Here is a 21,606-nt window from a genome sequence, read left to right as displayed (position 1 = left end):
GATGGACAGGGCTCCTCAGCACGCACCCCAGAACACCCCGCACCCGGCACAGCTTTCGGGGACGAAACTGTTCCGTCTGGCCCACCGGATCTCGGACGCCGTCAACGGAACCCGGATCCGGCTCGCGGGACGGTGGAATTTCGCACCGCAGACCATCGCGTACCAGGGCTACGGGTCATCCACAGGGTGGGTGCGTGTTCTCGGCCGGGTCCTGCTGACCAGAAGGCCCGCTCCCGGCAGCGTGGCCGAGCATGCTGCCCTCAACGGCACCCAGAACATCCGCGGCTGGCGCGCCTTCACGAGCGTGCCCATGCAGTACACCGATGTGGAAATTACCATCGGTGATGTCACCACCCACGTCAAGGCGGACCGGGGCGGGCTGATCGACACGGTGGTGGACGTCAGGCTTTCGCCGGGCTGGCACACCGCTGTCCTGCGGGCTGACGGGACCGAGCCGGTGGAAACCCTGATCCAGGTGATCGACGCCAAGGCAAAGTTCGGCATCGTCTCCGACATCGATGACACCGTCATGGTGACCGCCCTCCCCAGGCCCTTCCTGGCGCTGTGGAACACGTTTGTGCTCAGCGAACGGGCCCGGATGGCCACGCCCGGGATGGCCGTCCTGCTGGATCGGCTCACCATTGAACACCCCGACGCCCCGGTGATTTACCTGTCCACCGGCCCATGGAACGCGGCCCCCACCCTGAAGCGGTTCCTGAGCCGGAACATGTACCCCTCGGGCGCCCTCCTGCTCACGGACTGGGGCCTCACCCAGGACCGCTGGTTCCGCAGCGGGCAAGAGCACAAGCACCGCAACCTGGAACGCCTGGCCAAGGAGTTCCCGGACATGCGCTGGCTGCTCATCGGCGACAACGGCCAGCACGATGAGCAGATCTACTCCGGTTTTGCCCAGGACCACGGCGACCTGGTGGCCGCCATCGCCATTCGGCAGCTGTCCGTCAGCGAGTCCGTGTTTGCCGGCGGCCACTCAGAGGACGGGGACCACACCACCTCGGTGGTGCCGTGGATCTATTCGCCGGACGGCGCCGGAATGGCCAAGCAGCTCAAGAGCCTGGACCTGCTCTAGATCCGGCTAAACTCCGGCCTCGTGTTCAACACCGCTGCCCTCCAGCGCGTCCGGTTCCGCCAGCGTGTCGGGTTCCGCCAGCGTGTCGGGTTCCGCCAGTGTGTCGGGTTCCATGGCCTGTGCGACGGCGGTTTCCGCCACTGTAACTAGGTTTCGTTCCTCAATCAGCTCCTGGAACCAGAAATACGAGGCTTTGGGCGTCCGCTCGAGCGTCTCGAAATTGACGTGGAGCAGGCCGAAGGGCTGTTTGTAGCCCGCGGACCATTCGAAATTGTCCAGCAGTGACCACACGTAGTAGCCGCGCAGGTCGATGGACTCAGCCTCGCCGCCCGGGCCCGTGGCCTCCAGCGCCGCCTGGATGTGGTCCGAGAGGTACTTAAGGCGCCGCTCGTCCGGGATGAATGCGGTGTTGGTGGACTTGTCCCGCACAATGATGTCCTCGAAGCTGGCACCGCCCTCGGTGATGATCACGGGCGGCAGGTTCGGGTACCGCTCGGACATTTCCTTGAGCGCCACCTTCATGTACTCCGGTTTCACGGGCCAGCCGTAGGACGTGATGTCGGCTTCGGGCCACGTCTCCACATGGAACGGCGTGCCGCCACTGCCGGCCGCACTCAGGTCGCTTCCCATGGCCTCGGCCATGCTCGCGGGCACGGCGCCCTCACCCGGGCCCACCGCCACCTTGGTGGGCATGTAGTAGTTCAGGCCATAGAAATCCAGCGGCTGGGAAATGATCGCCATGTCTTCGTCCGGGTGCTCAAAAGAGCTGAAGAATTTCGCGGCCCGGACCAGGTCCGGGTATTTACCGGTGAGGACCGGATCCGCGTAGACCCGGTTCTGTGCGAGGTCCATCAGGCTGGCGCTGATTTTGTCCAGGGGGTTGATCGTTTTGGGAACCATGGGCGAGTAGACGTTGGTCATGCCAATTTCCCCGGGGACTCCTGCCGCACGCAGGGCCTGCAGGGCCAGCCCGTGACCGAGCAGCTGGTGGTGAACGGTGGGAAATGCGTTGAGCATCAGGGCCTCGCCTGGCGAGTGCAGTCCCAGGGTGTAGCCGTTGGTGGTGACGGTGGCGGGCTCGTTGATGGTGCACCAGCGCGCCACCCTGTCCCCGTAGGCCTCCGCGGCGATCGCGGCAAACTCCCCGAGCCGGTAGGCGGTGTCCCGGTTCATCCAGCCGCCGGCGTCGTCCAGGGCCAGCGGCGTGTCCCAGTGATAAAGCGTCAGCATCGGGGAAATGCCGTTGGCGAGCAGCTCATCAAGGAGCCGGTCGTAAAAAGCCAGGCCTGCGGGGTTCACCGGGCCGCTCCCGGTGGGTTGGATGCGGGACCAGGACAGGGAAAACCGGTAGGAGTCGACGCCGAGTTGTTTCATCAGTGCCACATCCTGCGGCATGCGGTGGTAGTGATCGCAGGCAACGGCGGGGCTCTGGTCCTCGACGATGGACCCGGGTTTGGCCGCAAACACATCCCAGCCGGCCGGGCCCCGGCCGTCCTCGGTGAGCGCACCCTCAATCTGGAAGGCTGCCGTGGCCACGCCCAACGTGAAGTCCGCGGGGATGAGGGCTGCCAGGTCTTTGGCGGAAATATGCATGGTGTCAGCCCTTAGTGATGTGAAGACGTGCGAACGGGTACCACTGAGAATGCTATACCGCGGGGTCTCTGTCGGAGCGGACTGCTAGGGTCTGGGCATGGATGAAAAACTGGGGAAGTTCATCGACAACTTTGGTGCGCTGGTACAACTGGCGCAGGCCGGAAGGCACCGGCAACAGGAAGGCCAACAACTCCTTGAGGCTTTGACGGAGCATCTGGGCGTAACTGCCGAGGGCGTCTCCGTGATCGAGGAGATGATCCCGGCACACAGGTTTGTGGACGCGGACATCGTGATGGCAGAACTCGCCGCGCAGGACCCCGCCGGCAGGTTGACGGGGATTGGCGGCGGCGGCCAGCGCCACCACCAGTCCTTCAGCGATATGGTCCAGCAGTCCCAGCTCTTTCCCCAGTTTCCCCTTGCCCAGCCTGACTACGCCAACCTGGCGGTGGGGCCGGACAAACAGCGGCAGGCCGTGGCGTTCGGCCTCTGGCTTTTCGCCTTCGCGGGAAGCCCGCTGGCGGTGCTGCAGCGCAACGCGGAACCGCGTTCCGGCCGCCAGGCCGCCTCGCTGGAGGTGATGGCCGCCAACCCGGAAGCGGCCACGCACTTCCTGGCGGAGTTCCGCCTCCGGATGGAAAACAACAGCGTCCTCAAGGGCCAGGTCATTTCCCTGGTGATGTCCGAGTACGGCCCCAGCACGGCGGGGGTGACGTTCCATCACCGCCCCAGCCTCCCGGCGTCGGACGTTATCCTGCCCGCGGGGCTGCTCCAGAAGGTGGTGGACCACACGGTTGGAATTGCCACCCACCGCGAGTCGCTCCGGGACCACGGCCAGCACCTCAAACGCGGCATCCTGCTCTACGGCAGGCCGGGAACCGGAAAGACGCACACCGTGCGCCATCTGCTCAGCCTGAGTGAAGGCTCCACGGCGATCCTCCTCTCCGGCGGTTCACTGGCCCGGATCTCCGACGCCGCCCGCATGGCACGGGCGCTCCAGCCGTCCATTGTGGTGCTGGAGGACTGCGACCTCATCGCCGAGGACCGGAGCTTCGGGCACGGGCCGCAGCCGCTTTTGTTCGAAGTGCTGGATGCGATGGACGGCCTGGACCCGGACGCCGATGTGGCCTTTGTCCTCACCACCAACCGGCCCGACATGCTGGAGCGGGCACTGGCGCAACGGCCCGGCAGGGTGGACCTGGCCGTCGAGATTCCCCTCCCGGCCCACGCCGAGCGGGTCCGGTTGCTGGAGCTGTACGGCAGGCTGGTGGCTTTCAGCCCTGCAGCCCTCGACGCGGCCGCGGAACAGACCGAGGGGACCACCGCGTCCTTTGCCCGTGAACTGGTCCGCCGGGCGGTGGTGGCCGCTGCGCTGGAAGGCGGTCCGGTGTCCGATGCCCACCTCAGCGCCGCGGTTGAGGACCTGATGGCCGACGCCGAAACGCTCACCCGCAGCCTGCTGGGCAGCGGTCCGGACGCGACGGCCGGAGCCGGATCCCGCTTTCCCGGTCCGGGTTTCCAAGGCCCGCCTGTCCCCGGCTTCCCGGGTCCAGAATTCTCGGGCCCGGCCTCACTGTGATCCGAAGAGGAACTCTTTGGCGTGGGCCACGGCCTTGCGGTAGGCATCGTTCCGGAGGCTGACGAGGTGTTCGGTGTCGCCGTCCGCCGGTTCGAGGTAGCCCGTGTAGCCCGGCCGCAGCACCCAGATGTCGCCGGCGGGCGGTAGGTAGAACACGCCGAATGAGCGCTGCTGACGCTCCTCCGCCGTCCACACCGGCACCACAGCCAGAGCCGCACCGGTTGCGGGGTTGATCCACTGCGCCCGCGGCAGCGGCTCTTCGTGGGCTTCGGGGTCCAGGAACGGGGCGGTGCCTTTACCCCAGCGCGCTTCGAAGCGTTCCTGGAAGGCGGGGATCAGATGGGAATCGTAGCGACGCCAATCGCTCATGGGTGGCTCCTCTGGTGTGCATGGGGCTAGGTCCAGGGCCCGCTTTCCCAGCGGACCGGGGTGATCCGGATGGTGTTGCCTGCGGGCACATGGCGCCGGTTCACCCTCCGGACCGGGATGACGACCGGACCGGAACCCTGCCCGCCTGGTGTGCTTGTTCCGGTGCGGCTTCGGTCGTAGGCCGCACGCCGGGCGGGGTCACGCAGCACCGAGAAGGCCTGCATGATCTGCAGCAACTCGGCCCGCGAGAGCTCGCCGCCGTCCGTTGCGCCGCCGTCCGCGCCGAGGTCCGGATGATGGGTGCGCATCAAGGCCCGGTAGGCGCGGGAGATCTCCTGCTGGCTTGCAGTTGGCTTCACCCGCAGGACCTCGTAGAAATCCGGCTGACTGTTCATGACGGCATTCCGGCAATTATCCGTGGGGCGCAGGAGGCGCCGGCAACGGCTGCCGGCGCCCCCGGGGGAAGGGCTAACCTCCGATCTCGTGCATCTGGCCCTTTGTTTCAATCTCGATCTTGCGCGGCTTGGCCTGCTCCGTCACGGGGATTCGCAGGGTCAGGACGCCCTGGTCGTAGCTGGCCTTGATGTGTTCCGTGTCCAGGGTGTCGCCGAGGATCAGTTGGCGGCTGAACACACCGCGTGGACGTTCCGAGGCCACCAGCTCAACGTTGGGCTGGGTGGGGTCCAGGCGTTCCGCCCGCACCGTCAGGACGTTGCGCTCAACGTTCAAGTCCACGCTGTCGACTTTGACACCGGGCAGGTCGAACGCCACAACAAACTCACCGTCTTCCTGCCAGGCGTCCATGGGCATGGCAGCCGGACGGGCCGCGGTACCGAAGACCTGCTGGGTGAGCCGGTCCAGCTCACGGAACGGGTCCGTACGCATCAACATCATTTCCCACTCCTTCAGCAATGCAGTTGCATGATTCCGTACCATACCCGCCACCCCAACTATCTATGGCAGTGGGTATAGATTTTTTATAGCACTCGTGCGAAACTGGGGCAAGACATTTTCGACAGGAATTTTGGGAGCCGGCATGAGCGAGCCACCCTCAGTACGCGCACCGCAAGCCCCGTCCGGGCGGGCACTTTATGCCATTTCGGTGGCCGCCCAACTGGCCGGCACCGGGCAGCAGAACATCCGCCTCTACGAGACGCGCGGCCTGCTGCGGCCCGCCCGGACCTCCGGCGGGACGCGCCAGTACAGTGACGCCGATATCGCCATTCTCCTTCACATCGGAGAGCTGCTGGAGCAGGGACTGAACCTGGCCGGCGTGGCCAAGGTCCTCGAACTTGAGGCCGCCAACGCCAAGTTGCGCCGTGCCCTCAAACGCGAACGCTCACTCCGCGAGCACTAGCTCAGCACTAGTCGCCCGGTGCGTCGGCCTTGGAAAGTTCGCCCGTGATGCGTTCGCCGGGGATCCGGGCAGTGCGCCAGGTATCCAAGGCAATGTAGGCGCCCAGGATGATGAGCGAGAGGGACAGCGAAGCGAAGGCGTCGCTGAACCAGTGGTAGCCAAGGTAGAGCCTGCTGGCAATGGCCAGCACAATGCCGATTCCTGCCCCCACAAATCCCAGCACGGCAGCCCGCGGGTTTTCCCGCCGCGAGAAGATCAGAAACGTGCCCACCAGCAGGAAGTCGCACGCCCCCAGGACGTGGCCTGAAGGAAACGAGAATGTATGGTCGGCACCAAAGAGCATCAGGTCCACCGGCGGACGGGACCGCCGGACAATTTGCAGGATGATCTGGGAGATGATCACCCCGGTAAGCATCGCGGCGGCCAGGACAATCGGCCGCCAGGCGTGTTTTGCCGCGAACCCCCACGCCACCGTGACCACCAGCACGATGATGGGCAAGGCGATCGGGCCGAAGAGCACAGCGAGGAAGATCATCACGGCGGTGAGCGTCTCGGAACGGGTGCCAAGAAGCCAGTCCCGGATCGGTTCGTCCGGGCCCCACGGTGCTGTCCCGCTTTGCACCACCCCCACCAGCGCAACGACGAACGCCAGGGTGCCGACCGCCATCAGGATCACCGCTGCACGGTACAGCCCCCTGCGTGCCGCTGGCTCTATGTAGCGTTCTTCCACCACGAACTTCTCACGGAAAGTGCGCCACCAACTCGCGCCATTCCCCGCTTTTCCCGATCCTGCCTGCTCTGCCACGTTCGACTTCCGTCCCTGCGCTGTTAAATTTCCTTGAGATGAAGACTATCCCTGTAGCCTGACCGGATGGGTGCCATGAACGAGCTGATCAACCGCGGAAATGTTCAAGCGCTTGCCGGCATCCTGGCGAACCGGGCACCAGGCACCCGGTGGTCCAGTGTGATGGCGGTGGCATCCGGGCTCAGCGAGCTCAGCCTCCGCGGCAGGACGGACAAGGTCTCTGCTGCACTCCTGGCAGATTTCCGCCAGATCCCCGGGAGCGATTTTTCGACGGCGGCTGTTACCTTCCGCGCCGCGCTGGCTGACCCGGGATTTAAGGGTTGGGTCCTGTGGCCAGTCTCCGAGGCGGCTGTGACGCTGGCCCTCGAATCGGACAGTGGCACGGACTTCGCTGACTGCCTGGCGCTCCTCACCGAACTGACGCCACGGCTCACCGGCGAGTTTGCCATCCGTCGGCTGATTGCCAGGGACGTGGACGCTTCCCTGCGGGCAGTCCTCGGGTGGACGGGGCACCCCGATGAACACGTCCGCCGCCTGGCTTCGGAGGGGACCCGCGCCTACCTTCCGTGGGCGGTGCGGATCCCCGCCCTGATCCAGCAGCCTGAGGCAACACTCCCCATACTCAATGCCCTCTACCGCGACCCTTCGGACTACGTCCGGCGCTCAGTTGCCAACCACCTCAACGACCTGGCCCGCCATGCGCCGGAGGCCGCAGTGTCCACCGCGGCCCACTGGCTGGCGGCCCCGGATGCCAATACGGCCTGGGTGGTGCGGCACGGCCTGCGGACGCTGATCAAAAAGGGCCATCCGGGTGCGCTGGCACTTCAAGGGTTTGCCCCGGCATCCGTGGCGGTGACGGCCCTGCGGCTGGACCGGCAGGTGGTGGCCATGCCGGCGGACCTCCGGTTCGAATTCGACATCTCCAACACTGGCGCCGCGGAGGCCCGGCTTTCGGTGGACTATGCGGTGCATTACCGCAAAGCCAACGGCAGCCAGTCCGCGAAAATCTTCAAATTGGCGGCGCTGACCCTTGCTTCGGGCGAAACACGAACGCTGGCCAAGCGCCACGCTTTCAGACCCATGACCACGCGGGTGCACCACGCCGGACTGCACGCCCTCGAACTGCAGATCAACGGCATCCGGCACGGCCACACGGAGTTCGACGTCCGGACCTGACGCGCGGGCCACCGGGGTCCAGCACCATCGGGACCTAGGAGGAGCTGACGTCCTGCCGAACGGCGACGGCTGGCGACGCAGCGGCCTTGAGCCCGCAGCACTCCTCGACAAAGCGAGTGAGGGTGGCATAGCCGAACGTTTTGTAGGTGATGTTGGGCCACCTCTTCCGCAGCAGGGACCCCAGCCGCTGCACACTGACTTGCCCGTTCACCCAGAGGCTCGGATCATCTTTGATAAAGCCATGAACGCTTGCTTTGTAGAGCTTGAGCTCGGGGTGAGCCTGCGCGGCAGTCTTTGGAACCGGGGTTTTCTTGGCTGGCGGGGTTTTCTTGGCCGGCTCGGCGGCCTTCTTCGCTGGCTGGGCTGCCGCTTTAACGGGCTCGGCGGCGGGTGGTTTCGGGACGTCGATGACATGGAAATGGTCGGCGACGGCCGGCAGCAGCTTGTTGACCACACCGGCAGCAGGCTGCGACGTGGTTGCCACCAAGGACCGTTTTCCCAAGGCATGAAGCCGCCGGATCAGCGGCACGAAGTCACCGTCTCCGCTGACAATCACGAAGAGCTCGATCCACGGCATGTCCCCCGCGACTTCCAGGGCGTCCACCACGAGCTCGATGTCGGCGGCGTTCTTGGTGCTGTGGTCAAAGGAAAACACCTGGACGGGTTTGATGTTGCCGGCCAGAAGCTGGCCTTTGTAACCGGCCATGTCCGGCCGGGACCAGTTGGCGTAGGCCCGGGCCAGGGCTGTCCGCCCGCCCAGGCCACTGCGGGCCACTTCCGCTTCGATGTCACGGACGATCTTGGCGAGGGGCAGCGTGGCGACGTCTTTGCCGTAGCCGCCGAAGAGATTTTCCATGTCCAGGAATATGGCAACATTGCGCTTCTGCTCCACTGGCACTGGACCGTCCTCCCCCACGCGAATAGTAGGACTGAGCCTATCCGCCGCCGGGAGCCGCTCGAGTCAACGCCACGTGACAGGCAACGCCGGTACCTGTCTCACCAGGCACTCCCACAGCCGGCGAATGTGCGGTTGGCTAGTGGAACGAACACAGTCCGTCCTGTCACTCCCGAAAGGAAACTAACCCATGGCTACCTGGCTCATCACAGGCTGCTCAACCGGCCTCGGCCGCGCCCTCGCCCAGGCCGTCCTCGCGCACGGGCACAACGCCGTCGTCACGGCCCGCAACGTCACCACCGTGGAGGACATCGCGGCAGCCCATCCGGACAGGGCCTTGGCCCTGCCCCTCGACGTCACCGATCGGGCCCGGATCACATCGGCCGTGGAGCAGGCCAAAGCCCGCTTCGGAGGGATAGACGTGCTGGTTAACAACGCCGGATACGGCTACCGCGCCGCGGTTGAAGAAGCGGACGACGCCGACATCCGGCAACTGTTCGATACAAACGTTTTTGGCACCGTGGACATGATCAAGGCCGTCCTTCCGGACATGCGGGCCAGGAGGTCCGGCGCCATCATCAACATTTCGTCCATCGGAGCCCGAATCAAGCCCGCAGGTTCCGGCTACTACTCCGCCACCAAGGCCGCTGTGGAGGGCCTGTCCGGTTCCCTGCACAAGGAGCTTCAGCCGCTCGGGATCAGCGTCACGGCCGTGGAGCCCGGCGCCTTCCGAACGGACTTCGCCGGCCGGTCACTCACCCAGTCGGCGAAGCCAATCGACGATTACGCCGAGACGGCGGGTAAACGCCGCAAGGAGAACGACACCGTTGACGGTACCCAGCCGGGAGACCCGGCCAAGGCCGCCGAAGCCATCATCGCCATTGTCGAAAGCGCCGAGCCGCCGGCCTTGCTGGTGCTGGGCACGGACGCCGTCGGCGCCTTTGCCGCCGTGGCAGAGGCGGAACGCGCCGACCTGGACCGGTGGCGCGAGCTCAGCCTCAGCACGGACATCCAGGCCTATCCGGGTCGCGGCCTCACACCAGGGCAGCGTTAGCGGATCCCTCTGCTCTCAGCGGACGGTGGCGCCGCTCTGGGTGGCGGCAAGCATGTCCAGCTCATCCCGGCCGGGCAGCCCTTCCCAATCCCCGGCGGTGCTGACGGCGAAAGCCCCCATCACCGCGCCGCGTTCGAGCCTCGCCGGCACGTCGCCGCCGTCAAGCACTGCGGAGAGGTAGCCGGCGGTGAATGCATCCCCGGCGCCAACAGTGTCGATGCTGGTTACGGCCACGGCGGCCGTCTCGAACCGCCCGGTGGCCGTGTGGACGCCCGCTCCGTGGGCACCCCGCTTGACCACCACTTCGCTGACCCCGCGGTCCAGGAGCTCGTGGGCAACGGTTGCCTCGGCGTCGTCGGACGTGGCGCCGCCGAAGGGATGGGCACCCGGGCCAGCGGCTGCCACGAGGTCCAGTTCGTCGTCGGACGCGATCAGGATGTCCGCATGCCGGGCGAGCGGGGCCAGGACGGCACGCGCCTCGTCCCGGGTCCAGAGCCTGCTGCGGTAGTTCACGTCGAGGGAAACCAGCACGCCCTCCGCCGCGGCGCGCTCGGCCGCATACCCGAACGCTGCCCGCGCCTCGGCGCTGAGGGCGGCGGTGATGCCGGTCAGGTGCAGGATACGCGGGCCGGCGTTCAAAGCGAGATCGACGTCGTCCCGGCTGAGCGTGGAACCGGCGGAACCGGTGCGGTAGTAGAACGCCCGGGTGAGGTCGGCCGTCCGCTGCTCCAGGAACATCACCCCGGTGCTTCGGACCGCGTCCACCCGGTGCCGGACGTGGATCCCCTCCGAGCGCAACTGCCGGAGGATGTACTCGCCATGCGGGTCCGCCCCGATGACCCCGGCCCAGCTGACGCTGTGGCCCAGGCGGGCAACCCCAACGGCCACGTTCGATTCCGCACCGGCCACGTGCATGGCCAGGCTCCCGCCGGCGGACAGCGGCCCGGCGGAGCGCAGCGAGACCATGGACTCGCCGAAGGTCAGAAGGTCGACGCCGGAACTCACCGTGTGCCTGCTCCCGCCGCGCCTGCGGCGGCCCGGCGGTTGAAAGCGGCTGCGAGATCCACAAACGCCCGGGCACGCTCCCGCATGGGCGCGAGGTCGCCGCCGGAGCCGGCGGTACCAAACAGCGGCCCGCCGAGCCCGACGGCGACCGCTCCCGTTTCCCAATATCCTGCAGCTTCATCGAGGCCCACCCCGCCCACCGGGATAAAGGGGATTCCGGGGAACGGGTCGCGCAGGGCCTTCAGGTAACCGGGGCCGCCGATGGACGCGGGAAACATTTTGACCGCCGTGGCGCCGCGGTTCATCGCCTCGTACGCCTCACTCGGGGTGAGGGCGCCGGCCAGGACGGGAATCCCCTGCCGGGCGGACTCGGCGATAGATGCGGCCAGCGCCGGCGTCACCATGAACTGGCCGCCCGCCTCTGCCACGTTGTCCACGTCCCGCGCCGTCAGCACCGTTCCCCCGCCGACGTAGCAGCCGGCGGGCGCCGCGGCCCGTACCTCACGGATCGCGTCAAGGGCACCGGGCGTGGTCAGGGCGATTTCGACGAACCGGAAGCCTTCCTCCATCGCGGCGAGGGCCGCCTTCGCGGCGGCCGCACCGGCCGTGCCCCGGACGATGGCCACGAGCCTGGCCTCCTTGATTCCGGCGAGCAGGGTTTCGGGGCTGACAGCATTCATGTGGTTCACCATTCTGCAAAGGCTCCGTCCGCGTGGCGCCAGACCGGCCCGCGCCAGGCGTGGCCGCGCTTGTCCGCGGCGCGGACCACCGCTTCGTCGATTTCGAGGCCGAGGCCCGGTCCGGTCAGCCGTTCAATGTGGCCATCCACGAACTTCAGCGGGGTCTTGTCCACCACGTAGTCCAGCACTTCGGCGCCCTTGTTGTAGTGGATGCCGATGCTTTGTTCCTGGATCAGGAAGTTGGGCGTGGCGAAGCCAACCTGCAGGCAGGCCGCCAGGGCCAGGGGGCCGAGCGGGCAGTGCGGGGCGAGCTGGACGTCGTAGATTTCCGCGAGCGAGGCGATCTTGCGCACCTCCGTGATGCCGCCGGCGTGGGAGAGATCCGGCTGTGCCACGGCGATGCCGGCCTGCAGCGCCGGCAGGAATTCCTGCCGGTTGTATAGCCGCTCACCGGTGGAAACCGGTGTGGTGGTGGAGGAGGTGAATTCGCGCAGCAGGTGCGTGTTCTCCGGCACCACCGGCTCCTCAAGGAAGAACGGCCGGTACGGCTCCAGCAGCGGCGCCACCCGCCGGGCGTTGGCCAGGCTGAAGCGGCCGTGGAAATCCACTGCCACGTCGCGGTGCTCCCCCAGCACTTCGCGGGCCGCGGCAACACGGCGGATGACGCCGTCGATCTCTGCCACCGAGGCGACCGGACTCATCCGGCCGCTGGCGTTCATCTTGACGGCGGTGAGGCCCACTTCCAGCTGGGCGCTGATCTGGTCCGCCACCTCGTTGGGCTCATCCCCGCCCACCCAGCCGTACATCCGGATCCGGTCGCGGACATGGCCGCCCAGGAGCTGATGCACCGGGGTGTTGAAGTGCTTGCCGGCGATGTCCCATAGTGCCTGGTCCAGCCCGGAAACCGCGCTGGCCAGGATGGGCCCGCCCCGGTAGAAGGAGCCCTTGGTCATGACCTGCCAGTGGTCCTCGATCCGGAGGGCATCGTTGCCGATCAGCAGCTCCGAGAGCTGTTCGACGGCGGTGCGCACCGTTTCGCTGCGCCCCTCGCAGGTTGCCTCGCCCCAGCCGACGATTCCGCTGTCCGTCTCGATCCGCACAAACAGCCACCGGGGTGCGACCAGGAAGGTTTCGATTCTGCTGATGATGGTCATCTTGGCCTAGCCCTTGGTGGCGCCGGCGGTCATGCCGGACACGATGTATTTCTGCGTGAAGAGCGCAATGATCATGATGGGGATGGTCACCACGGTGGCCGCCGCCATGAGTCCACCCCAGTCGATGCTGGCGTAGGAGACGAAGTCGAAGATGGCCACGGGCAGCGTCTTGGTCTTGGACCCGGACAACACCAGGGCGAACATGAAGTTGTTCCACGAGAATATGAAGCTCAGGATGCCCGCGGTGGCCATACCCGCGACCGAGAGCGGCAGCGTGATGCGCTGGAACGCGCCGATGGGGGTGAGACCGTCCACCTGGGCCGATTCCTCCAGTTCCAGCGGGAGGGAATCGAAGTAGCTCATCATGATGTACACGATCAGAGGCAGCGCCACGAACATGTGGCTGAGGATCAGCACCTCGAAGCCGCCCACCATTTTCAGGTTGGAGAACACGTAGTACCAGGGCACCAACAGCGAAACGCCGGGAATGACGCGGGCCATCAGGACCACCAGGGCGGAACGGTGCATGGTGAACCGGCTCATGGCGTACGCGGCCGGGACGCCCAGCACCAGCGAGAGGGCCGTGGAAACGAACGCCACCCAGAAGCTGTTGAAGATGAAGACGAAGTAGTTGTTGCGCTGGAGGACGTTCGCGTAATTCTCGAACGTGGGGCTGAAGATGAACGATTTGGCGGTGTCGTAAATGTCCACATTGGTCTTCAGCGAGGCGAGCAGCATCCAGATCAGGGGTGCGATCAGGAACAGGACCACGGCGATCAGCGCCACCACGCGGAACACCTTGTAGGCACGGGTCCCGAGGGGTTTCCTGGGGCGGCGGAGCGGCTGCCCCGCGGACGTCTGGTTTTGGGTCAGGACGCTCATTTGCTTACCGCTTTCTTGCGCATGGTCAGCAGCCACATGGAGCCGATGATGATCATGAAGAACAGGATCAGCACCGCGGAGGACAGCCCGTACTGGTTGTAGTCGAAGCTCAGGCCATAGGCGTAGACGTTCAGGGTCTCCACCTCGTGGAAGGAGCCGCCGCCCTTGCCCTTGGTGGCGTACAGGATGTCAAAGGTCTTCAGGGCGTCGATGCCCCGGAGCAGGATGGCCACGATCACCGTGGGCATCATGAGGGGAAGGGTGATGAAGAAGAAGCGCTGGAACGCGTTGGCGCCGTCCATCCGGGCCGCCTCATCGGGCTCCTCGGAGAGCGACGTCAGGCCGGCCAGCAGGATGAGGACCACCATGGGGGTCCATTGCCACACGTCCATGAAGATGGTGGTGCCCAGCGCAGTCTCCTGGCCTGAGAGCCAGGGCTGCGCCGGAATTCCCACGGCGGCGAGCAGCTGGTTCGCGAAGCCGATGTTGGGATCGAAGATCAGCCGCCACATCATGCCCACGGCCACCGGCGTTGCCACCAGCGGCAGCAGGATGGCCACACGCACCCACTTCTCGCCGCGGAACGGGCGCCAGAGCAGCAGCGCGATGCCCATGCCCAGAACCACTTCACAGACCAGGGCAATGCCGGTGAAGGTCAGGGTGCGGCCCACCGCGGGCCAGAAGCGTTCGACGTCGGACAGGACGGTCAGGTAGTTTTCCAGGCCGATGAACTCGGTGGCCGCCCGGACGGATCCCTGCGAGTCGGTGAGGCTCAGGTACAGGGTCCAGGCCAGCGGGAACACGATCAGGACGCCCACGAAGGCCATGGCCGGGGCGGCGAATAGCCATTTCCGGTGTGCGTTGGCCCAGTCGGAGAATTTTTCGCGGCCGTTGGGGGCACGGCCTGAATTCCGGGCTGCGCTGCGGGGAGAAGTCATTACAGACATGGTTCGCCTCAAGAGTTGGGGTGGTGAAGTGCGGCCGGGACGGGAGGGCAGCGTCGCTGCCGTCCCGCCCCGGCCGGGTGGTGCACCGGGGTGGGGTGCCCGCGTTGGTGCACCGGGTGCGTTACTTCTTTTCGCTGTCCAGGAACTTCTGGAAGGCCTCGTGGGCCGAGTCCGCGGCAGCTGAAGCGTCCGCGCCGGTGATGCTGGCAACGATCGGCTCGCCAACGATTTCACGTGCCTTGCCCACCGTGACTACCTGGGGACGGTCGTGGCCGACGCCGTTCTTGGCGCTGACTGCGATGGCCTCGGCAAGGTCCTTCGGGTACGTGGACGTGCCTTCAGAGTTGGCCCAAACAGAGGCGCGGGGTCCGGGGACGCCGGCCTTCTGCGCCGCGAGGGTGCGGTCCTTGCTGGTGGCCCATTCGATGAACTTCCAGGCGTTGTCCTGGTTGGCCGAAGCCTGGTTGACTGCGAGGCCCCATGACGGGATGTTGTACGGCTTGGAACCGGCGGGGCCGGCGGGCAGGGCAGCGAACCCAACCGAATCAGCAACCTTGGACTTGGCCGGGTCGGTGGCGTTCTTGTAGAGCGAATCAGCCTCGGTGTAGAAGGCCGCCTTGCCCTGGGTGAAGATGGCCATGGCCTCGGGCCAGCTCATGTCGGTGCTGACATTGGCCGGGCCGTAGTTCTTGATCAGTCCGCCGTAGAAGGCGTAGGCCTTCTTGGCAGCATCCGAATTGACGGCGGATTTGCCGCTGGAATCGGTGAAATCGCCACCGAAGCTGTAGAGGAAGCTGGAGAACTGGGTGACGGCCGCGGACTTGCCGGTGCGGGCCACGAATCCGGCGGTGTCCGGGTTTGCTGCCTTGATGGCCTTGGCAGCCGCTTCGAGCTCTTCCATCGTCTTGGGAACCTCAAGGCCGGCGGCCTTCAGCAGGTCCTTGCGGTAGTAAAGGACCTCACGCTCGGTGATGATGGGGACACCCACCACCTTGCCGTCAGCAGTGGTGGCCTTGACCGGGCCCTCTTGGTAGTCCTTCCAGTCCCAGTTGGAATCCGAGGACACCTTGCTGGTCAGGTCCGCGAGGTAGCCGTTCTTAGCGAACGCCTTGCCTTCCTGGAGCGGACGATACATCATCACGTCGATCTCGTCGCTGCCGGCGTTGAGCTTGACGTTGTACTGGTCCGAGAGCTGGTCTTCACCGAGCTGGGTCAGCTCGACCTTGAGGCCGCTGGACTTCTCAAATTCGGGGATGGCTGCCTTGATGCCTTCGGTCCAGACGTGGTTGGCCAGCGTCACGCGGACTGTTCCCGATCCCTTTGCGTCGCTGCTGCCGCTGCCGCCGCAGGCTGTCAGCCCCAGCGAGAGCGCGGCGGCCACTGCCGCATACTTCACTACTGAACGTCGCTTCATAACGACTCCTTGCTTTTCCGGGCTGACGTCACTGTCCAGCCACATACAAATGCCTCTTTACATCTGCTCTGGAGAAGAGCATAGGTAAATAAGGCAGACTTAAACAACCCTTATTGGGTAACGAGTATGATTTAGCCATGAAAACCCCAAAGGCGGAGTCTCCCATCGACCGGCATGCAGCGTTGGTTCAGAGCCTGGGACTCGCCATTGCCGAGGGGTCGCTGGCGCCGCACTCGATCGTCCGGCTGGATGAGCTGGAGGCGCAGCACGGCGTGTCCCGTTCCGTGGTCCGGGAAGCGGCGAGGGTCCTGTCGTCCAAGGGCATGCTGGCGTCGCGGCGCCGGTTTGGCACCGTGGTGCAGCCGGAAGAGGAATGGAACCTCTACGACCCCCAGGTGATCCGTTGGCGGCTGGCCTCATCCCGGCGCCTGGAGCAACTCCAGGCGCTGAATGAACTGCGCGGCGCCATCGAGCCGCAGGCCGCCCGGCTCGCCGCTGAGCGTGCCTCCTGGGACGCCGGCAGCGAGCTGGTTTCGCTGGCAGCCCGCCTCTGGTCCGCCGGCCAGCGCGGAGACCAGGAGGAATTCCTCCGGCTTGATGTTGAATTCCATGCCGCGGTGCTTGGGGCTTCCGGCAACGCCATGTTTTCCCAGCTCCAGAACCTGGTGGCCGAAGTTCTGACCGGCAGGGCCGAGCACGGCCTCATGCCGCATTTGCCGCACCACGAAGCGTTGCAGTTGCACGTTGATGTGGCCAGTTCCATCCAGCGGGGCGAGGCCGGCGCCGCCCATGCCGCCATGAGCAGGATCGTGGAACAGTTCGCCGAAGAGGTGGGACACATCTGGTCCGAGCACCACGCCGGCGCAGACCAGGACCCAACCCGGCCGGACCCAACCCGGCCGGACCCGTCCCGGCAGGCGGGAGAGCCCGACGACGCCCCCCAGCGGCCGCCGTCGGACTCCCGTTCCCAACCGCCCGCTTAAGGCGGTCCCGTGGCGAACTGCCTGGTGGCTCAGTCCTCGGTGGGCGTGCGGCGGCTCGGGTGGTACGAACGCCATGAATGTTCGGGTTTGAATCCGAGCAGCCGTTTGGCCTTGTCGATGGACAGCAAGGTCTCGTGCTCGCCGAGTTCCCTGGTCACCTGCACGTTGGGGAACACCTCCGCCGCGAGGCTGGCGCTGGACCGGGACATCACAGTGTCTGCGTTGGCTACGATGAACGCTTCAAAACCCGGCTTGCCGTGTTCCAGCGCCCTTGCTACCGCCTGGGCCCCGTCGCGTCCGTCAATGTACCCCCAGAGATTCCACTTCCGGGCGGCGGCGTCCGCGTCGAACTCCGGGAACCGTTCGTAGTCCTCCGGGTCCATCACGTTGGAAAACCGCAGGCCGGTGATGCTCAGCTCGGGATCCCACCGGGTCAGCTGGATGGCCATCTGCTCCTCAAGGTGCTTGACCAGGGAGTAGGTGCTTTCGGGCCGGGCAGGGTACTCCTCATCCACCGGGATGTAGGGCGGGTCAACGTCGAAAGGCAGCCCCAGCACGGTCTCGCTCGAGGCGTAAACCACCTTCTTGATGCCGGCCCGCCGTGCCGCCTGGAAGACGTTGTAGGTGGAGAGCATGTTGTTCTCGAACGTGGCGGCGTCCGGAATGATGCCCGGCGCCGGGATCGCCCCCAGATGGACGACGGCGTCGAACCCGTTGTGCCTGTCGTCCAGGCCCAGCAGCACATCCAATACCTGGCCGTAGTTGCGCAGGTCCACGATGGCGAGTCCCGGGTTCCTTTCACCTGTCCGGTCCAGGTTGAGGACCTGGTGGCCGTCATCATTGAGCCTGCGGACCACATGCCGTCCGAGCTTTCCGCTTCCACCGGTTACTGCAATTCTCATGGTGCTACTCCTGCTGCAAGGAACTTTTCGACGGCGGCAATTGCCCGTTCGGTAATGGCACCGGGCTCCCCGCTGCCGTCCACCGATACCACCATGCCCCGGCCGGCATAAACCGACACCACTTCGTGGGTTTCGCGGTGGTACAGTTCCAGCCGGCGCCGGAACACGTCCACGGTGTCATCCTTGCGCCCCTGTTCCTTGGCGCGCTGGATCATCCGCTGCTCGAGTTCGGAATCCGGGGCGCGGAGTTCAACAACCGCGTCAAGCCGGTGGCCGAGCGAGGCGAGCATGTTGTCCAGTTCCATGACCTGAGGTGCCGTGCGGGGATACCCATCCAGCAGGAACCCGGGCCGGACGTCGCTGTCACGCAGACGCTCCCGGACCAGCGCGTTGGTGAGATGATCGGGGACAAAAGCGCCGTCGTCGAGATACTGCGCTGCCTCCTGGCCCAGCGGCGTCTCCGCGCTGACATTGGTCCTGAAGATTTCGCCCGTGGATACGGCAGGGACCTTGAAATGCCTGGCGATGTGGACCGCCTGAGTTCCCTTGCCGGAGCCGGGCGGCCCGATGATGAGCAGTCTGGTCATAGCTGTCCCTCCGCGGCGTTATGGCCGGTTGGCTTCGGGTGAACCGCCGGCAGCGCCAACGTGAGCTACATTCTGCCCGCAAGTGGCCGCACAACGCCAGAGTCCGCGCCGTCCGGCAGGGCCCCTGAATGTGACATTTGCTCTGGCCAGGGCTGTATATACTTCTGGTTATCGGTTTAGCAGCAGGCCGTTGGACAGTTCGTCGATCCAGCGATTCCTGCCACGCTCAAGCCGTCACGGCAGGATGTGCGCCGGGATTGCCGGGTCGTCTTGACCTGAGTGAATGGCACCAAGAACCGTGGCCGGCGAGTCGACAGCAAATACAGCTCCATCAATTACTGATCACCTGCATGAAGAACTCCTCAACAGCACCGATGTTGAGGAGTTCCTGGCCGAACTGGCGCGCGTATCAGCGCGCACCCTTTGCGTGCCCGGTGACGAAGTGCTGTGCGGCATTACTCTCCTGCGCCAGCGCAAGGCCGCCACGGTGGCAAGCAGCGCTGATCCCGCCCAAGTGATCAGCCAGCTGGAGTACCAGTCCAGCGACAGCCCCGGCATCACTGCGGCCGAGGGCCACCGCACCGTCCATGTCCCCGACCTGGGAGACGAGGACCGCTGGCCCGGGTACTCCGCAGCGGTGCTGGCCCATGGCGTCCGGTCCGTGCTGGCGATTCCCTTCGAGCAGGAGGGCGAAACCAAAGCCACCCTGCTCCTGTACTCCCACCGTGCCGGCCGCTTTGAGGGCCGCATCCTCGAAACCGCCGAGGACTTTGTCCGCCAGACGTCCCTGGCCCTGCGCCTGGCGGTCCGTTTCGCGCATTACAGTGACACCGCGGCCCACCTGCGTGCCACCCTTGAGAGCCGCACCGTGATCGACGTGGCCGTGGGCATCATCATGGCCCAAAACCGGTGCAGCCAGCAGGCGGCTTTCAGTCTCCTCAAGGCCGCCTCCAGCACCCGCAACTCCAAGCTGCACACCGTCGCCGCCGCCGTGGTCAACGCCCTGGGACACGGCCCTGCGGAAACCCACTATGACGAGTAACCGGCGGCACTAGGTCCCGGCGTCGTAAACCAGTTCGCTCCCGTTGACACGCACGCCGGAGGTGGGCTGGTGGGGCGTCAGCCTTCCGCCGGGCATCACGTGCCGCACGTCCACGTGGCGAAGCAGCACCACGTGGTCAGAGATGAGCCGGCGGTGACACCGCCACCACACGGTCTCACTGCACATGATGGCCACGGGCTCCTGTGCTGCCTGTGCCAGGAGCTCGTCAAGGGCCAGGGAAAACTCCGGCGACCGCATGTACGCGGCGTAGGCCCGGAACGATTCGTTGCGCAGTGCCACGTCCGGGGAATCCGGTGGCAGCTTGCGGAATCCGCCGAGCCGCTGCTCCCAACGGTAGGACACGCCCGCCTCTGGCAGCCATTGCGCCAGCAGGTCCTTGCCGAAGTGCGGAAACTTCCAGCTTCCGGGAGCAATGCGGACGTCCACCAGGGACTGGACTCCCGCCGAAGCCAGCAGGGCCTTGAAGTCCTCCTGGGCGGTGGTGCCGTGGCCAACGGTCAGCAGCGGTAGGTGTGGCACGGAAGGCGTCATAGTAGCGATTCTCCACCCACGCAGCCGTAGACTGGTGGGAAGCTGGCTCTGGGGGCTTTATGGAAACTCAACAAGTCTGCCTCGTCATCGAGGACGACGCCGACATCCGCGGGCTGATCACCGTGGTACTGATCCGTGCGGGCTTTGACGTGCGCACGGTGGCCACCGGCGCCGAGGGCATTGCGGCCGCCGCGGATCCCGGCATTTCGCTCATCACCTTGGATCTTGGCTTACCGGACATGGACGGCCACGTGGTGGCCCGCGCCATCCGCGCCCTGAATGCCGCTCCCCTGCTGTTTCTCTCGGCCAGGTCCGAAGAGGATGACATTTTGGCCGGCATGGCCTCCGGGGCCGCCGCTTACCTGACCAAGCCGTTTCGCCCCAAGGAACTGCGTGAGGTGGCACTGCAGCTGTGTCCGGTGACCGTTGTCAGCCAGGACGGCACGGGCCAGAACCCCGCCTCCTGCCAGCCTCACTAGGCGGTCCCGCCCTCACCGGGCCCTGTTAGTTCAGCCCCGCGCCGGACTCCGCTAGTTCAGCCCTGTGCTGGTCCTCGCGGCGGTCTCTTCAGCGTAGGACGTGGCCTGGCGGCGCACCTGATCCACATAGGCACCGGACTGGTTATAGGAGTAGACGGCCGCAGTCCACCCGTTTGCGGCGGAGAGATTGCGGCCGTGAGCACACAAATAGCCGGCCGCGCTGAGGGCGGCATCGTCGACATTGAAGGGGTCCGCTTTTCCGTCACCGTTCCCGTCTTGTCCCGCAAGCTTCCAGGTGGAGGGAATGAACTGCATGGGTCCCACGGCTCGGTCCCAGAGGGGGTCCCCGTCCAGCACGCCGGCATCGGTATCAGCGATGGCGGCAAATCCGTCGCCGTCCAGGCTCGGCCCGACGATCGGCCCGGTCGCCTGCCCGGCGGCAGACAGGCTTCCGCCGCCGTAAGCTCCGTGGGCGGACTCGACGAAGCCAATCGCCGCCACCGTATTCCAGCCGATCCCACACCCCGGAGCGGCATGATTGGCAGCGCTAGCCGCACTGACGTAAGCCCGAAGCGCGCGGGCGGGTATGCCGGTTTGTGCGGAAGCCTGGACGAGCCACTCAGCGTCCGCGTTGCGCGTGACATTGACGGCAGTGGCAAGGCCGGTGGAGAGCGTTTCGAGTTTCACGGCCGCCCGCGGCGGCGGAGGTGGAAGGGCCGTGCCGGCGTCCGCGCCGGACTCCCGGAGCACCCAGAACGCCCCTGCGGTGATCACGCAAATCGCGAATACGCAGAAAACGGCAAGGCGTTTGAGTCGGAGCACGCTGTTGATCCTATCGAGTTGAAGTCCGACGGGAGAACGGCAACCGCCGGCACCGGGGTGCAGGCCGCCGCCCTCCCCCGGCCCACGTCCCCCCCGTCCCGCCCCTCCCCTCAGGACGCTCTGGGGTTAACCTCTGTTGATGGACACCTGAAGTAGCGGGATCCTTGGATTCTGCGGGAAGGTGTTCTTGTGAGCACGACACGACGAAAATTCACCCCGGAGTATCGGCGGGAGGCTGCCCGCCT

Annotated in this window: 24 protein-coding genes; 8 read left to right on the top strand and 16 right to left on the bottom strand. The window is 65.9% G+C overall.

Going from position 1 to position 21,606, the window contains the following annotated elements; all coding sequences use genetic code 11:
* Position 1 precedes the first annotated feature (1 nt).
* The gene (locus tag PY310_RS05100) at positions 2–1,087 is read left to right on the top strand and encodes an App1 family protein (protein WP_275213174.1); all 1,086 of its coding nucleotides are present in this window, start codon (positions 2–4) and stop codon (positions 1,085–1,087) included.
* A gap of 6 nt (positions 1,088–1,093) precedes the next feature.
* On the opposite strand, the gene PY310_RS05095 is transcribed toward PY310_RS05100, so the two are convergent.
* Complete coding sequence (locus tag PY310_RS05095; protein ID WP_275213173.1) at positions 1,094–2,680, bottom strand: GH1 family beta-glucosidase; 1,587 nt, start codon at positions 2,678–2,680, stop codon at positions 1,094–1,096.
* A gap of 97 nt (positions 2,681–2,777) precedes the next feature.
* Between PY310_RS05095 and PY310_RS05090 the strand changes: the two genes are divergently transcribed.
* Entirely contained in the window at positions 2,778–4,256 is a 1,479-nt protein-coding gene (locus PY310_RS05090; RefSeq protein WP_275213171.1) for an AAA family ATPase, read from the top strand.
* On the opposite strand, the gene PY310_RS05085 is transcribed toward PY310_RS05090, so the two are convergent.
* The 3 genes from PY310_RS05085 to PY310_RS05075 form a co-directional block, all read right to left on the bottom strand.
* Positions 4,248–4,625: a hypothetical protein gene (locus PY310_RS05085; RefSeq protein WP_275213170.1), complete on the bottom strand. Its 378-nt coding sequence runs from the start codon at positions 4,623–4,625 to the stop codon at positions 4,248–4,250. The two genes, PY310_RS05090 and PY310_RS05085, sit on opposite strands and share 9 nt — an antisense overlap.
* 26 nt (positions 4,626–4,651) lie before the next feature.
* Positions 4,652–5,020 (bottom strand): J domain-containing protein, encoded by a 369-nt coding sequence (locus PY310_RS05080; RefSeq protein ID WP_275213169.1) that lies wholly within the window; start codon positions 5,018–5,020, stop codon positions 4,652–4,654.
* A gap of 73 nt (positions 5,021–5,093) precedes the next feature.
* Positions 5,094–5,516 carry an Hsp20/alpha crystallin family protein gene (locus PY310_RS05075; RefSeq protein ID WP_275213470.1) on the bottom strand — a complete coding sequence of 141 codons (423 nt, stop codon included), beginning with the start codon at positions 5,514–5,516 and terminating at the stop codon, positions 5,094–5,096.
* 145 nt (positions 5,517–5,661) lie between these two features.
* On the opposite strand from PY310_RS05075, the gene PY310_RS05070 reads away from it, so the two are divergent.
* On the top strand, positions 5,662–5,982 hold the full coding sequence (locus tag PY310_RS05070) for a MerR family transcriptional regulator (protein WP_275213168.1): 321 nt from the start codon (positions 5,662–5,664) through the stop codon (positions 5,980–5,982).
* A gap of 7 nt (positions 5,983–5,989) precedes the next feature.
* On the opposite strand, the gene PY310_RS05065 is transcribed toward PY310_RS05070, so the two are convergent.
* Complete coding sequence (locus tag PY310_RS05065) at positions 5,990–6,787, bottom strand: phosphatase PAP2 family protein (protein ID WP_275213166.1); 798 nt, start codon at positions 6,785–6,787, stop codon at positions 5,990–5,992.
* A 66-nt stretch (positions 6,788–6,853) separates the two neighbouring features.
* Here PY310_RS05065 and PY310_RS05060 point away from each other — a divergent pair, with 66 nt between their 5' ends.
* Positions 6,854–7,963, top strand: coding sequence for a DNA alkylation repair protein (locus PY310_RS05060; RefSeq protein ID WP_275213164.1), 1,110 nt, complete (start codon positions 6,854–6,856; stop codon positions 7,961–7,963).
* A 34-nt stretch (positions 7,964–7,997) separates the two neighbouring features.
* Here PY310_RS05060 and PY310_RS05055 read toward each other — a convergent pair whose 3' ends face one another.
* Positions 7,998–8,861: an NYN domain-containing protein gene (locus tag PY310_RS05055; protein WP_275213163.1), complete on the bottom strand. Its 864-nt coding sequence runs from the start codon at positions 8,859–8,861 to the stop codon at positions 7,998–8,000.
* 187 nt (positions 8,862–9,048) lie between these two features.
* Here PY310_RS05055 and PY310_RS05050 point away from each other — a divergent pair, with 187 nt between their 5' ends.
* Positions 9,049–9,912, top strand: a complete 864-nt coding sequence (locus tag PY310_RS05050; RefSeq protein ID WP_275213161.1) for an oxidoreductase — start codon at positions 9,049–9,051, stop codon at positions 9,910–9,912.
* Between the two features lie 15 nt (positions 9,913–9,927).
* On the opposite strand, the gene PY310_RS05045 is transcribed toward PY310_RS05050, so the two are convergent.
* The 6 genes from PY310_RS05045 to PY310_RS05020 all read right to left on the bottom strand — a co-directional run bounded on the left by PY310_RS05045 (position 9,928) and on the right by PY310_RS05020 (position 15,994).
* Entirely contained in the window at positions 9,928–10,917 is a 990-nt protein-coding gene (locus PY310_RS05045; RefSeq protein ID WP_275213160.1) for a sugar kinase, read from the bottom strand.
* Positions 10,914–11,597 carry a bifunctional 4-hydroxy-2-oxoglutarate aldolase/2-dehydro-3-deoxy-phosphogluconate aldolase gene (locus PY310_RS05040; RefSeq protein WP_275213159.1) on the bottom strand — a complete coding sequence of 228 codons (684 nt, stop codon included), beginning with the start codon at positions 11,595–11,597 and terminating at the stop codon, positions 10,914–10,916. Before PY310_RS05040 ends, PY310_RS05045 begins: the two co-directional genes overlap by 4 nt.
* Positions 11,598–11,602: 5 nt before the next feature.
* Positions 11,603–12,751, bottom strand: coding sequence for a galactonate dehydratase (gene dgoD, locus PY310_RS05035; protein WP_275213157.1), 1,149 nt, complete (start codon positions 12,749–12,751; stop codon positions 11,603–11,605).
* 6 nt (positions 12,752–12,757) lie between these two features.
* On the bottom strand, positions 12,758–13,633 hold the full coding sequence (locus PY310_RS05030) for a carbohydrate ABC transporter permease (protein WP_275213156.1): 876 nt from the start codon (positions 13,631–13,633) through the stop codon (positions 12,758–12,760).
* Complete coding sequence (locus tag PY310_RS05025) at positions 13,630–14,571, bottom strand: carbohydrate ABC transporter permease (protein WP_275213154.1); 942 nt, start codon at positions 14,569–14,571, stop codon at positions 13,630–13,632. The genes PY310_RS05030 and PY310_RS05025 overlap by 4 nt, the downstream gene beginning before the upstream one ends.
* A 130-nt stretch (positions 14,572–14,701) precedes the next feature.
* Entirely contained in the window at positions 14,702–15,994 is a 1,293-nt protein-coding gene (locus PY310_RS05020; RefSeq protein ID WP_275213152.1) for an ABC transporter substrate-binding protein, read from the bottom strand.
* A 137-nt stretch (positions 15,995–16,131) separates the two neighbouring features.
* On the opposite strand from PY310_RS05020, the gene PY310_RS05015 reads away from it, so the two are divergent.
* Positions 16,132–16,977, top strand: a complete 846-nt coding sequence (locus tag PY310_RS05015; protein ID WP_275213151.1) for a FadR/GntR family transcriptional regulator — start codon at positions 16,132–16,134, stop codon at positions 16,975–16,977.
* 29 nt (positions 16,978–17,006) lie between these two features.
* On the opposite strand, the gene PY310_RS05010 is transcribed toward PY310_RS05015, so the two are convergent.
* Together PY310_RS05010 and PY310_RS05005 are read right to left on the bottom strand one after the other, a co-directional pair.
* Entirely contained in the window at positions 17,007–17,879 is an 873-nt protein-coding gene (locus PY310_RS05010; RefSeq protein ID WP_275213150.1) for an NAD-dependent epimerase/dehydratase family protein, read from the bottom strand.
* A complete protein-coding gene (locus PY310_RS05005; protein ID WP_275213149.1) occupies positions 17,876–18,466 on the bottom strand; it encodes an adenylate kinase in 591 nt (196 codons plus the stop codon). The genes PY310_RS05010 and PY310_RS05005 overlap by 4 nt, the downstream gene beginning before the upstream one ends.
* 298 nt (positions 18,467–18,764) lie before the next feature.
* On the opposite strand from PY310_RS05005, the gene PY310_RS05000 reads away from it, so the two are divergent.
* Positions 18,765–19,508: a GAF and ANTAR domain-containing protein gene (locus tag PY310_RS05000; protein WP_275213469.1), complete on the top strand. Its 744-nt coding sequence runs from the start codon at positions 18,765–18,767 to the stop codon at positions 19,506–19,508.
* A 9-nt stretch (positions 19,509–19,517) separates the two neighbouring features.
* Here the strand turns inward: PY310_RS05000 and PY310_RS04995 are convergent, their stop codons facing one another.
* Positions 19,518–20,060 carry a DUF488 domain-containing protein gene (locus PY310_RS04995; protein WP_275213148.1) on the bottom strand — a complete coding sequence of 181 codons (543 nt, stop codon included), beginning with the start codon at positions 20,058–20,060 and terminating at the stop codon, positions 19,518–19,520.
* A gap of 59 nt (positions 20,061–20,119) precedes the next feature.
* Here PY310_RS04995 and PY310_RS04990 point away from each other — a divergent pair, with 59 nt between their 5' ends.
* The gene (locus tag PY310_RS04990; protein ID WP_275213147.1) at positions 20,120–20,539 is read left to right on the top strand and encodes a response regulator transcription factor; all 420 of its coding nucleotides are present in this window, start codon (positions 20,120–20,122) and stop codon (positions 20,537–20,539) included.
* A 51-nt stretch (positions 20,540–20,590) separates the two neighbouring features.
* Here PY310_RS04990 and PY310_RS04985 read toward each other — a convergent pair whose 3' ends face one another.
* Positions 20,591–21,361, bottom strand: a complete 771-nt coding sequence (locus PY310_RS04985) for a lytic transglycosylase domain-containing protein (protein ID WP_275213146.1) — start codon at positions 21,359–21,361, stop codon at positions 20,591–20,593.
* Between the last annotated feature and the right edge of the window lie 245 nt (positions 21,362–21,606).

This window comes from Pseudarthrobacter naphthalenicus (assembly GCF_029076445.1).
Taxonomy (GTDB): Bacteria; Actinomycetota; Actinomycetes; order Actinomycetales; family Micrococcaceae; genus Arthrobacter; species Arthrobacter naphthalenicus.
This window is presented reverse-complemented; position numbering and strand designations above follow the sequence as displayed.